Annotated in this window: 10 protein-coding genes; 1 reads left to right on the top strand and 9 read right to left on the bottom strand. The window is 71.7% G+C overall.

Going from position 1 to position 12,535, the window contains the following annotated elements:
- Nucleotides 1-220: 220 nt before the first annotated feature.
- From EJ357_RS30535 to EJ357_RS30500, 9 genes are all read right to left on the bottom strand, one after another.
- Entirely contained in the window at nt 221-1,504 is a 1,284-nt protein-coding gene (locus EJ357_RS30535; protein WP_126394912.1) for a hypothetical protein, read from the bottom strand.
- Nucleotides 1,501-3,219: a DUF3492 domain-containing protein gene (locus EJ357_RS30530; RefSeq protein ID WP_228472655.1), complete on the bottom strand. Its 1,719-nt coding sequence runs from the start codon at nt 3,217-3,219 to the stop codon at nt 1,501-1,503. The genes EJ357_RS30535 and EJ357_RS30530 overlap by 4 nt, the downstream gene beginning before the upstream one ends.
- Nucleotides 3,220-3,432: 213 nt before the next feature.
- The gene (locus EJ357_RS30525; RefSeq protein ID WP_126394910.1) at nt 3,433-5,067 is read right to left on the bottom strand and encodes a dipeptide ABC transporter ATP-binding protein; all 1,635 of its coding nucleotides are present in this window, start codon (nt 5,065-5,067) and stop codon (nt 3,433-3,435) included.
- Nucleotides 5,064-6,053, bottom strand: coding sequence for an ABC transporter permease (locus EJ357_RS30520; protein WP_126394909.1), 990 nt, complete (start codon nt 6,051-6,053; stop codon nt 5,064-5,066). Before EJ357_RS30520 ends, EJ357_RS30525 begins: the two co-directional genes overlap by 4 nt.
- The gene (locus EJ357_RS30515; protein ID WP_126394908.1) at nt 6,050-7,036 is read right to left on the bottom strand and encodes an ABC transporter permease; all 987 of its coding nucleotides are present in this window, start codon (nt 7,034-7,036) and stop codon (nt 6,050-6,052) included. The genes EJ357_RS30520 and EJ357_RS30515 overlap by 4 nt, the downstream gene beginning before the upstream one ends.
- A gap of 4 nt (nt 7,037-7,040) precedes the next feature.
- Nucleotides 7,041-8,759, bottom strand: coding sequence for an ABC transporter substrate-binding protein (locus EJ357_RS30510; protein WP_126394907.1), 1,719 nt, complete (start codon nt 8,757-8,759; stop codon nt 7,041-7,043).
- Nucleotides 8,760-8,952: 193 nt separating this feature from the next.
- Complete coding sequence (locus EJ357_RS50575; RefSeq protein ID WP_323377644.1) at nt 8,953-9,045, bottom strand: Ms4533A family Cys-rich leader peptide; 93 nt, start codon at nt 9,043-9,045, stop codon at nt 8,953-8,955.
- 56 nt (nt 9,046-9,101) lie between these two features.
- On the bottom strand, nt 9,102-10,547 hold the full coding sequence (locus tag EJ357_RS30505; RefSeq protein WP_126400266.1) for a DUF3152 domain-containing protein: 1,446 nt from the start codon (nt 10,545-10,547) through the stop codon (nt 9,102-9,104).
- Nucleotides 10,548-10,909: 362 nt separating this feature from the next.
- Nucleotides 10,910-11,950: an alpha/beta fold hydrolase gene (locus EJ357_RS30500; protein WP_126394906.1), complete on the bottom strand. Its 1,041-nt coding sequence runs from the start codon at nt 11,948-11,950 to the stop codon at nt 10,910-10,912.
- Nucleotides 11,951-12,190: 240 nt separating this feature from the next.
- Between EJ357_RS30500 and EJ357_RS30495 the strand changes: the two genes are divergently transcribed.
- Nucleotides 12,191-12,415, top strand: coding sequence for a hypothetical protein (locus EJ357_RS30495; protein ID WP_126394905.1), 225 nt, complete (start codon nt 12,191-12,193; stop codon nt 12,413-12,415).
- The last annotated feature ends 120 nt before the right edge of the window (nt 12,416-12,535 follow it).

The following is a 12,535-nucleotide window of genomic DNA, read 5'->3' as shown; positions in this document are numbered from 1 at the left end:
TCCCGTTGCCGAGGGGTGGTCGGGTCGGGAGGTGATCATTTGGAGGTCTCCTTCAAAGAGCTTCAGGGAGAGGGACTTCAGGAAAGGGGCTTCAGGAGGACGGCTTCAGCGGGTGTGCGGGCGCGTATGCCTGCGGTGGCGGCCCGTGCCGCCGAGCGGAAGTGCGCGCAGCACCTGACGACACGTAGGGGGTCGCGGCCCCGTGGGACTTGCTGTCGCGTCACCACGGCTGGTCCTGCGTCGCGTGTGCCGACGCCCTCGTGAGGGTGCGGGTGGCGTGGAGCAGCAGGGTCAGCGCGCCCGCGCCGCAGGCGATGGTGGGGATGGCTGCCGGGCCCCAGGTGTCGATCAGGGCCTGCACGGGGGTTGCCAGCCAGGCGCAGCCGGGGAGGCGGGCCGCGAAGAGGGTGGCCAGGGCCGTCGCCTCGGCCGAGGCGGTGGCCGTGAGGACGAGTGCGGGGGCGTGCGTGAAGCCGTGGGTGGTGAGGAGGCGGGCGAGGAGCAGGAGGGCGCCCAGGGTGAGGGTCTGGGGGTAGGCGGCCGGCTCGTCCAGGGCGGTGGTGGTCAGGGTCAGCAGGGCCGTCAGGGCGCCGAGGTGGAGGGCGAAAATGCCCAGGAGCAAGGGCTTTACGGAGGTGGCGAACTCCTGCAGGCCTCGGCTGGCCGACAGTTTGCGGCGGGCCCGTACGGCGAGGAGGTGGGCGCACCAGGCCGCCGGGGCGCAGGAGAGGGCGAGGGCCAGGACGGGGGCGGTGGTGAAGGGCCAGGAACCGTCGGCGGTGCCGGTGGGGAGGGTGTCGGGGCCTCCGGTGGCGGCTGCCCGGAGGAGTCCGTCGCCGAGGAGGGCGTAGGCGATGAGCCAGGAGGTCCGGGTGGCGGTCGGGTTCGTGCGGTCCGTCGCCGCGAGCGGGCCTCGGGCCAGGGCCGCGCGCAGGGCGAGGGCCACGGCGAGTGCTCCTACCGCGGCCGCGATCAGGCGGGACCGCCCGTGGGTGAGGTGCAGGGCCGTCACGGCCGCCGCGCAGACGGCTCCGGGGAGGAGGGTGAGGAGAAGCCAGTCGGCGCGGGCGCGAGGAGTGGTCAGGGGCGGGGCGCCCGCCGGTTTCTCGGCGTCTCGGGGCACGCGGGCGTACATCTCCTCCGCCAGGGAGAAGACGTCCCGGTGCAGGAAGCGTGCGGCGGTGCGGTCGGTGACGCCATGGGCCTCCAGGCCGGCGGCGATCTCCAGGGGGTCCACCGCGCGTTCGCACAGGTCGCGGTGGCGGTGCATCAGCGCCTTGACGGGGTCGCCGCCGGTACGGCGAGCGGGGGCCGGCCGAGAACGGGCAGCGGTCGGCTCCTTGGCCGCGAGGAAGGACTCCTCGGCTCCGTCGGCGACAGCGGACGCACCGTCCCCGTGCGCGTGTGTGTGCGGCTGTGCCGCGAGCCACTCCTCCGACCGTTCGTCCCATGCTCCGGGGCTGGTCGGAGCCCCCGCACGGTCCAGTCCTCCGAGGCCGCTCATCGTGCTCCCTCCGGCGCGGGCAGCGCGGTGGCGCGTACGGGGGCTGCCGTCGGACGATCCGGGCCGCCGCGGGCCACCAGGCGTGCGGTGCGCTCGGTCCAGCGGCCGGGGAGGTGGGCCTCGGCCGGGACGGCGAAGGGCAGGGGTTCTCCGGCCTCGTCGAGGACGACTCGGCGGACCGGTGTGCGCGAGACGATCTCCAGGTAAATGCCGTGAAATGCCGCGACGTTCTGCTCGACGGTGAACAGTTCGAGCGCACGCGCGCGTGCCGCCGCGCCCAGGCGCTCACGGCGCTCGGGGTCGCGCAGCAGCGCCACGCAGGCCTCCGCGAGCGCCCGAGGGTTGCGCGGCGGTACGACGAGACCGGTGCCGCCGATGACCTCCACCACCGCGCCGACGTCCGTGGACACCGTCACGCGAGCGCAGAGCATGGCCTCGACCAGGCCGATCGGGAACCCCTCGACGACGCTGGACAGGACGGTGACGGCGCCCGAGGCGTACGCGTCGGCAAGGGTGGGGATCTCCGGGCCGCCGATCTCCTCGAAGGAGACGGGGTTGTCGCCGACCGTGTGCGGGCCCTCCGCCTCGTCGGGGAAGAGCTGCGCGGCCAGCGCCTTGCAGTGGCCGAGGTAGGCGACGCCCTCGGGACCCGAGGGGCCGGCCGGGGTGCCGACGACGCGCAGGCGGGCCTTCGGCTCCTCCTTGCGCACCTCCGCGAAGGCGTGCAGCAGCGACACCAGGTCCTTGGCGGGTTCGACCCGGCCGACCCACACGAGCGTGTCCGGGTCCGCGCACTCCGGGGCCTCGCCGACCTCCGCGAAGCGGGCGGCGTCCATGCCGGGGTAGACCGTGCGAAGTTTTTCGCGGTCTGCGCCGCAGCGCTCCTGCCAACGGCGGGCGTGGGAGTTGCCGGGAGTGATGAGGGTGGCCCGGGCGTAGGTCTCGGCGGCCAGCCTGCCGTGGAAGGCGGCGAGCAGGGCGCGTACGGCGGGCGGGGCCTCGGTGGCGGCCAGGTAGTGCGTACGCAGCCGGACGCCGTACTCGGTCAGCAGCAGCGGTACGTCGCAGAAGTGGTGGGCGAGCAGGCCGGGCAGGGCCGCGGTGCCGCCGGACGCGGCGTGGCACAGATCGACCGAGCCCAGGCCGTCGTCCTCGTACCAGTCGAGCGAGAGGGGGCGCAGGGCGCGTTCCAGATACGCGGCGACGGCGAGGAGATCGGGCACGCGCGCCTCGCGCGCCGCACTCTGCGCGCCGGGCGCCCGACAGGCGCGTTCCAGGGCGCGTACGGCGGCCTCGGAGCGGAGCGCTCCCACCAGTCCGCCCTCGTCGCGGGCGAGTTCGGCGAGCCCGTACAGCGCGTTGCCGAAACGGTCCGCCTCAGTGGCCGACGCGTCCTCGGGAACCCCGGGACCGTCCATGGCACCACCCGCGCAGAGCACGGCCACCAACTCGCCGTAGGACTCGGCGAACCGCCGACGCGCACGCCGCCCGTGTACCACCCCGTCGTCCTCGGCCATCCACAAAGGCGCCGTTCGCACCCTGCTGACCTGCGGTGGCAGCGGGACCCAGCCCTCGGCCTCCTGGCTCTCGCTGCGGCTGAGCGCGTAGATGTCGAAGTCGTGCTGTCCGAGCCCGCGCACGAGCCGGTCGCACCAGAGCCTGGCGTCACCGCTCACATACGGATAGCCACCCTCCGCAATCAGTCCGATGCGCACGAGCACACCCCCGATCTCCCATAAGGGGAGCCGCCGTTCCCCCGGCGGCTCACAGCGGGACGAACGTATGCGGACAACGCGGTGGCGCGATGGACGGTTGTCCATCGCGCCACCAAAAGGGGTGAACGGTCGTAACTTTCCCGTGCGGGTCGCGTTCCGTCGCGCTAGGAGATCAAACGCGCACGAATCGTCACACCTGAACGGCTCGGACGATCACACCACCGTCAGCTCCCGGCGCGCGGCCCGCCGCTGGACCGCGATCCGTGGGTCGAGTGCCGGTACGGCGGCCAGGAGCTGCTTGGTGTAGGGGTCCTGCGGGTTGTCGTACACCTCGTCGGCGGGGCCCTCCTCGACGATCCGCCCGCGCCGCATCACCGCGACCCGGTCGCTGACCTGACGTATGACGGCGAGGTCGTGCGCGACGAAGACGAGCGCGAGTCCGAGTTCCCGTTGCAACTCGCCGAGCATGGCCACCACCTGGGCCTGGGTGGTGACGTCGAGCGCGGAGACCGGCTCGTCGCAGACGATGAGGCGAGGGTCGGCCGCGAGCGCCCGCGCGATGCCCACGCGCTGGCGCTGGCCTCCGCTGAACTCGTGCGGGTAGCGGTCGTAGTGCGCCGCCACGAGCCCCACGCGCTCCAGCAGTTCCCGCACGCGCTCCCGGATGTCCTCCTCGTCGCGTTCACCACGCGCGCGGAGCGGGTCGGCGATCGACTCGCCCACGCTGCGGCGGGGGTTGAGCGAGGAGACGGGGTCCTGGAAGACCATCTGCACCGCGGGATTCACGCCCACGCGCGCGTGCCCGTCGTAACGGACCTCGCCCGCCGTCGGCTCCAGGAGGCCGACCAGCATGCGACCGAGCGTCGTCTTGCCGCTGCCGCTCTCCCCCACGATCCCGAGGGTCTCGCCGCGGTGGATCGTGAGCGACACGTCGTCCACCGCCGCGAACGCCCGCTTCCCCCGCCCGAACTCGCGCCGCAGGCCCGTCGCCTCCAGGACGACCTCGGAAGGCGCCTCCCCCGTCCCGGAAACGGCGCGCGGCACCTCCACCCGCGGGACCGCGCCGAGCAGTTCGCGGGTGTACGGCTGCTCGGGCGCCCCCAGGACGTCGGCGACCGGCCCGTGCTCGACCGCGCGCCCGTGCCGCATGACGAGCACCTCGTCGACGCTCTCGGCGGCGACCCCTACGTCGTGCGTGACGAGGAGGAGCCCCATGCCGGTCTCCTCACGGAGGGTGTGCAGGAGGTCGAGGATCTGGGCCTGGACGGTCACGTCGAGCGCGGTCGTCGGCTCGTCGGCGATCAGCAGATCGGGCTCGCAGGCCAGCGCCATGGCGATGAGCGCGCGCTGCCGCATGCCGCCGCTGAACTCGTGCGGGCGGGACCGGGACCGCCGTACCGCGTCCGCAATGCCGACCCGGTCGAGCACCTCCACCGCACGCGCGCGTGCCGCTCGTCGGGAGGCACGCGTGTGCACGCGGTACACCTCGGCTATCTGGTCCCCGATCGCGTAGTACGGGTCCAGGGACGACAGCGGGTCCTGGAACACCATCGCGGCCTTGCCGCCGCGCAGCCGCCGCAGCGCCTCCTCCGGCGCCCTGCGCACGTCGACCCCGGCCACCTCGATCGCGCCGCCGACCCGCGCGCCCGTACCGCGGTGCAGGCCCAGCAGGGCGGAGGCGACCGTGGACTTGCCGGAGCCGGACTCGCCGACGAGGGCGAGGGCGGCGCCGCGCTCCAGACGGAAGGTGAGGCCGTCGACGGCGCGCAGGTCGCCGAAGTCGACCGTCAGGTCGCTGACTTCGACCAGGTCCCGCGCGGGAGCCGCGGCTTTCGTCACGTCGCTCATGCCAGCACCACCCGTCGGTCGGCCACCGCGTACAGCACGTCCGCGACGGCGTTGGCGGCGACCACGAAGAATCCGATGACCAGGACCATGCCGACGACGACCGGAAGGTCGACCACGTTGACGGCGTGGACCAGTTCCTGTCCGATGCCGGGCAGGCCGAAGAGCGTCTCGGTGAGCACCGCGCCGCCGACCGCGCCGCCGAAGTTGTTGGCGTTGAGGGCGATGACGGGCGCGAGGGCCCCGCGCAGCGCGTGCCGCCCGATGATCGACCGCTCGCCGACGCCATACGCCCGGAAGGTGCGGATGTGGTCCTCGGCCAGCGTCTCCAGCATCGACGCCCGGGTCAGCCGGGCGAAGGCGGCGGCCTCGATCAGGGCGAGCGAGAGCCAGGGCAGCAGCAGGTTCCACGCCCACTGTTCGGGGTCGTCGGTGAAGGCGACGTACTGCGGGAACGGCAGCAGTTGGAGCTGCCCGCAGACGACGATCATCAGGACCAGGCCGATGACGAAGACCGGGGTGGCCACGCCCGCGAGCGTGACGCCGGTCAGCAGTCGCTCGGTGAGCCGGCCGCGTCGCCATGCGGACAGGACGCCGGTGCCGACGCCGAGGATCAGCCACAGCACCATGGCGCCGAACACGAGCGACAGGCTGACCGGGAGCTTCGCCAGGATCAGCGCGGTGACCTGTTGGTCGCTCTGGTACGACAACCCGAGGCAGGGCGCGGAGCAGTGCTGCACCGACGTGCCCGTCGAGTAGTCCTGGCCGGCGACCAGGCCCTGGAGGAAGTCCCAGTAGCGCGCGTACAGCGGGTCGTTCAGGTGCAGTTGCTCGGCGACCTGCTGGACCTGGGCGGGCGAGCAGCGTGGGCCGCAGGTGATCTGGGCGACGTTGCCGGGGGTGACGTAGAAGACGACGTAGACGATCACCGAGATGGCGAGCAGGGTGATGACGGCGCCCAGGATTCGACGCGCAAGGAAGCCGCTCACGCCTTCGCCTCCCTCTTTCGGCCGGTACCGACGCGCAGCCGGGACGCCGCGCGCGGGTCGAGCGCCGTGCGCACGCCGTCGCCGAGGACGGTCAGGGCGAGGACGGTCACGAAGAGCGCGCCGGCGGGCAGCAGCAGGTACTGCGGAGCGGCCTGGTACCAGACGTCGGCCGCGGTGAGCATCTGCCCCCAGGACGGCGTCGGGGGCTTCACGCCGACGCCCAGGAAGGACAGGGCTGCCTCGACGGTGATGTTGGTCGGGACGAGCAGCGCCGCGTACGTGATGACCGGCGCGGCGATGCCGGGCAGCAGCTCACGGCGGGCGATCCGCCAGGTGCCCCAGCCGCTGAGCCGGGCGGCGGCGACGTAGTCGAGCCCCTTGAGGGTGAGCGTCTGGGCACGCACGATCTTCGCGATGCTGCCCCATGCGATCAGCCCGATGACCAGGGCGACCAGCACGGGCCGCGGGAAGCTCGACGGCACGATCGCGAGCAGCGCCAACGCCATGATCATCAGCGGCATGGCGACGATGACGTCGGTGAACCGGCTCAGCAGCTGGTCGACCAGGCGGCTCCCGAGCCCGGCCGCGACGCCCACCACGACGCCGATGAGGACCTGCACGACCGTCGCCGCCAGCGCGACCCCGAGCGACACGCGCGCGCCGTACACCAGCCGCGCGAACAGATCGCGCCCGGTCTGCGGCTCGACGCCGAGCCAGTGGTCCCCGCTGATGCCCCCGAACGACCCGATGGGCACGCCCCCGCGCGCGGAGTCGACGAGCGACGGGTGGTAGGTGGTCGGGTCCTGGCCCTCGACGGCGGTGAGCAGCGGCGCGGCGAGCGCGACCAGGACGAGCAGCGCGACGACGACCGCCGCGACGAGGGCGGCGCGCTGCGTGCGCAGCCGCCGCCAGAACTGACGAGCCCCCGAGGCCCCCGGCGCGGACGCCCCGGGAGCCTCGACGGCGAGAACTGCCTCAGTCACGGCGCTACTTCACCGCGGCCTGGGAGATGTCCAGCACACCGGTCCAGTCACTGATCACGACGTTCTTGATGTCCTTGCCGACCAGCCGCTTGTAGACCGGGTGGAACAGCGGCACGGTCAGCGCCTGCTCGCCGATCTTCTTGTCCAGCGCACCCCACCGCGCGGCGGCGGCGTCAAGGTCGGTCAACTTGTTGATCGCGTCGATCTCGGCGTTGACCGGCTTGTCGTTCAGCAGGCCCGTGTTGAAGTTCGCGCCGTCCTTGACGATCTGCCGGCCGTCGAAGATCGGGGCGAGGAAGGGACCGCCGGAGGGCCAGTCGGCACCCCAGTGGGCGAGGAAGAAGCCGGGCTCGGTCTTCACGTTGTGGATCTTGTCGGAGTAGTCGTTCTCCTCCAGACCCTGCAGCTTGACCGTGATGCCGGCCTTCTTCAGCGCGTCCTGGATCGCGGTCGCGATCTCCGGGCTGGTCTCGAAGTCCTTGGCGTTGGAGTGGGTCAGGGTGACGGTCAGCCCGTCCGCATGACCTGCCTCCTTCAGCAGCTCCTTGGCCTTGGCCGGGTCACCGGCCTTGCCCGCCGGGAAGTGGTCGTAGGGCGTGTGGCCGAAGGACTTCTGGTCCGGCAGGAAGGTGGTGGCGGGCTCGGCCAGCGCGGAGCCGCCCGCGGCGTTGACCACGGACGACCGGTCGATGGCGTACGAGATCGCCTGCCGCACCTTGGCGTTGTCGAACGGCTTGACCGTCGGGTTGAACGCGATGTAGTTGGTGTAGCCGAAGTGCCCGGTACCGACGCGGGCGGCCAGCTCCTTGTCACCGGTCACCTTGGCCAGCTCGGCGGGCCCGAGGTTGGTGTCCGTGGTGACCGCGGCCGCGTCCGCGCCCTGGGACGAGGACAGCCGCTGGTTGATCACGGACGAGTCGAGCCCGGACCGTACGTCGATCCTGTCGGGGTACGCCTTGCGTTCGGCGTCCGTCGAGGCCGACCAGTGCGTGTTGCGCTCCAGGACGAGATGCTCACCGTCGTTCTCGTTCTTGACGACTTTGTACGGCCCCGAAGAGACCGGGTGCTCCTCGTACTTGGTGCCGGTGTCCTTGTCCTTCGGGACGGGCGTGAACTGCGTCTGCGTGGCGAGGTACGGGAACTCGCCCTCGGGCTTGTTGAGACGGAAGACGATGGTCCGCTCGTCCGGCGTCTCGATCGCCGCCAGGCCCTTCTTGTCCTTGTACGGCCCCTGGTAGTCGGCCGCACCGACCAGCCAGTCCCTCAGGTACGGGGCTCCACCGGACAGTTCGGGCGCGAAGGAGCGCTCGATGCCGTACTTGATGTCGGCCGAGGTGATCTTGGTGCCGTCCTCGTACTTGAGACCCTCCTTGAGGGTGTACGTCCACACGGTGGCGTCCTTGTTGGGGCGCCCGGTGTCGGTGGCGAGGTCGGGGACGACCTCGGCGCCGGCCTCACCGTTCTCGCGGTTGCGGGTGGTGAGGGTGCGGAAGACGAGGGACGGAACGTTTCCACCGCCCGAGGTGTACAGGCGGGCGGGGTCGAAATCCTGCTGCGGATTGCGGTTCAGGACCGTGAGCGTGCCGCCCTTGTGGGGCGTGGAGTCGCCGCCGGCGCCCTTGGCATCGTTGTCCTCAGGCCCGCAGGCGACGGCGCCCGCTGCCACGACGAGGCTTACGGATGCCACGGCCAGGCGGCGCGCTATGACGGACGGTTGACGCATCGGAGACGACCTCTCGAAATGTTGAGTCTCGAATGGCGAGACGGATTGACGCGGAATGAGACAGAAAAGGGCAGACGTCCGCCCCGGCGTCAGGTCGTCGAAACCCCTGAACGAGCCGCGGGATCAGAGACCCGTCGGCGACTCACAGGAGGGCAGGAAAGAAGATCGCGACGCGAACGCCAGGCGGCGGGCGTCAGCGACAGTGAATGTCGGCCACGCACAGAGCGGTCACACCGATGAGCGCCAGCTCGATGGCGGCGCGCGAGGAGGTGTGACGGGTCGACATGTGCAGAAATATGTACGAACAAGCTGCACATGTCAATGTGGCATGAGAGTCACCTGTCAACTCCCGGGGTACGCCCAGGGGTTGGCCCGGCAGTGGATCCCGTTGTGGTCGAGGAACTTGGTCTGCTGCTGCATGACGGGCGCGAGATCGCCGTCCTTGTCGCAGGTGACATGGCCGAAGCCGAGCCGGTGGCCGACCTCGTGGTTGATCAGCATCTGCCGGTACGCGTGTATCTGATCACCGTAGGTCTCCGACCCCTGCGCCCACCTGTACGCGTTGATCATCACGCGCTCGGTGGCGGCCGAGTCGCACGACACGTTGTCCTCGGTGGTGTCGAGTTCGGACTTGGCGCACCATTCGGCGGTGGTGCCGGGGCTGGCCAGCGTGATCACGAACTTGGGCGTGCCGGAGTAGATGCGCTCGAAGGTGCGGGCGCCGTTGTGCGCCCAGCTCCGGTCGTCGTTGAGGGTCTTCTGCACGGCCTCGGCGAAGAGTTCGGCGTCGAGGCCGAGCCCCTGCTCCACATCCACGCGATAGGTGATCTTCTGCCCCGTGCCGGGCGCCTTGGCGATCCCCGGGACCGCGTCGAACTTCCCCGAGCCCTGGAGCGTCGCGCTGAGCGCGTACTTCTCGCCCATGGCCTGTTCGTACGTCAGCGGCGTCGGGCCCGGCGAACCGGACGGTGTCGGCCGCACGTCCCCGCGCGAGGGCGCGTCCCGGGCGTCCCGTGCCTGATCCGTGGTGGACTGCGACCGCACGTCGCTGTCGTCCCGCCCCGTGGCGACCTGCCCGGCGACCACGACGGCCAGCGCGGTGACGACGGCGGCGGCCGCGATGCCGGTGAAGGCCCGGCCCTTGGCCCCCTTGGCCGGCACGGGCTCGCCGGTCGGCGGGGCGTCGTCGTGGTCGGTGTCGTTCGGAACGCCTACGCCGGTCCCGGTGTCCCAGTCGGTGACGGAGCCGTATGGGTCGGCGGCGTGCGCGGAATCGGCCGTACGGGGCGCGAAGACGTCGGCGTCCCCGCCGAAGGCGTCGAGGTAGTCCTGCCGGGGCCCTTCGGACGCGGGGGCCCGCCGGGGCCGCGGCAGCGGAACGCCGGTCGTGGGCGGAGCACCGGCCGGCGCGGGACCGCCCTGGGCAACCCCGGCCCGCCCGCCCAACTCACCCCAGCCACCACCGGGTTCACGCTGCTCCGGGTGGCCACCGCGGATCAGGGGGGTGCCGCGGGCGGGAGTCCCGTCCTGGAGGCGGGGGACGCCGCGGGCGGGGGTGCCGTCGGGGAACCTCGGTATGCCGTGCGCGGGCGTGCCGTCGGGGAACCTCGGTATGCCGTGCGCGGGAGTCCCGTCAGGCAACCTCGGTATGCCATGCACGGGCGTGCCATCGGGCAACCTGGGAACGCCATGCACGGGCGTGCCGTCAGGAAGCCTCGGGATCCCCTGCCCAGGCGTGCCCTCCTGGAAGCCGCGCCCTCCGTACGGTGGCGCCCCACCCGTCGGCATCCCCTGCCGGCCCGGCGCCTGCCCCGGCACCCGGCGACCGCCGGGACCACCAGGACCGCCCGGACCACCAGGGCCACCAGGGCCACCAGGGCCACCAAAACCGCCGGGGCCACCAGGACCACCCGGTGCACCGGGCTGCGGCCAAGCGCCCTGGCCCGCCCCCGGCGCCGCACCCGGCCGGGGAGCCGGGGCTCTGCCGGGGCCCGTGCCCGGCGCGGACGGCCCCCGCCGGTCCGAACCCGCCTCCGGCTGCGCTCCCCGAGAACCCTGCCGTGCCTGTCGTGCAGTTGTGTCCGCGCTTGTGTCCGCGCTGTCGCGTTTGGCGCTGGAGCCGCGGCGGCTGTGGCGTCCCACGTCGCGCCTCAGCTCCCCGCGTTCTCGGTGACGGCGTCGTCCTCGCCCGGATTCCGGGTGGCGCGCCCTCCGACGACCTGCCCGTCGGCCTCCGGCTCCCCCGACTGCTCGAGGAGTTCACGGAACGCCCGGGCGACCACCTCCGGATACTCCATCATCGCCACGTGCCCGGCCTCCGGCAGGCTCACCAGACGGGCGTCACGGAAGGTCCGCGCCGCCTTCTGGCACATGCGGTAGCCGACGAGCTGGTCCCGGCCGCCGTAGACGAGCAGCGTCGGCGCCAGGACCCGCTCGGCCTGGCGCCACAGCGCGTGCTGGCCTCCCAGGGTGTAGGAGTTGACCAGCCCGCGTGCGGACCGTGTCATCGCGTCCCAGAAGTACGGCAGTTGCATCCGCCGTTCCATCTCCTCGACCGCGTTGCGGAACCCCTCGGACGTCACCCGCCCGGGGTCGCCGTAGCAGAGGTGCAGTACGCCGCGGACCCGCTGCTCCGCCGTCCACTGCCGGGTGAGGCGGGTGAAGAGCGCCGTCACTCCGGGCACCGCGAGCAGTGCCGTGGGCACGGCGGTGCGCTGGACGCGGATCTCCGGCAGCGCGGGCGACACGAGGGTGAGCGTACGGACGAGGTCGGGGCGCACCGCGGCGACCCGTGTCGTGACGGCGCCGCCGAGCGAGTTGCCGAAGAGGTGGACGGGGCCGCGGTCGGAGGCGTCCAGATAACGGATCACCGCGCGTGCGTGCGCGGTGATCGAGTAGTCGCCGTCGTCCGGTGGCGGCGAGTCGCCGAAGCCCGGCAGATCGACGGCCTCGCAGTCGACGTGGCCCTCCAGCTGCTCCATCAGCGCCGACCAGTTCTGCGAGGAACCGCCGAGTCCATGGACGTACAGCGCGGGCGGCAGCCCCTCGCGCGCGGGTGGCCTCGAACGCACCGTCAGCGTGATCCCCGGCAGCCCGACCGATCGCAGCCGCTCCCCCTCCGCGACCCTGACGGTCGCCACCTTGGGCAGCACATTGGCGGCCGGCACGGACGGCAGCTCGGTCGAAGACATGCGGCAATGTTACGAGACGATCACGTCATGGTTCATGTGTTCGCCGTCACAAGTCGACACGTACATGGCAAACATTCGGCCATGCGGCACCCGCCCGAATCGCCCACAGATCCGCCCGCGGATCGCATAGCGTCCGGAACCGGTGTCTCCTAGGCTCGTACGCAGGGCACCCGTATATGGACCCCTGCTTCACCCAGGGACGTTGTGCCCCACGGGGATGTTCTAGGAAGGGAGCCCGCCATGGCCGTCGATCCCAGCGACCCCGAGACATTCGCGGACGACGACACCGAAGAAGCCGAGGAGTTCGACGTCGAGGCGCCTGCGGCCGACGCGGCCGAACAGCACGCCGACGTCAGGCCCGACCGCGACGAACGGCCGACCGGCGCGAACAAGGACCGGGCCAGCGAGGCCGATCTCATCGAACAGGCTCGCGTGGTCTCGATCGATGAGGACGACTACCGGTGACATTTGGGCACACTTGTGAGCCCGTTGAACAGGAAAGAGAGCGTTTGCTGCCCGTTTCGCACCGATTCCAAACCTTCTGTGCGACTTTCGTCACCGTCCGGTCCGTGAAATTCTGCGCTC

It is taken from the genome of Streptomyces cyaneochromogenes (assembly GCF_003963535.1).
Lineage (GTDB): Bacteria > Actinomycetota > Actinomycetes > Streptomycetales > Streptomycetaceae > Streptomyces > Streptomyces shaanxiensis.
This window is presented reverse-complemented; position numbering and strand designations above follow the sequence as displayed.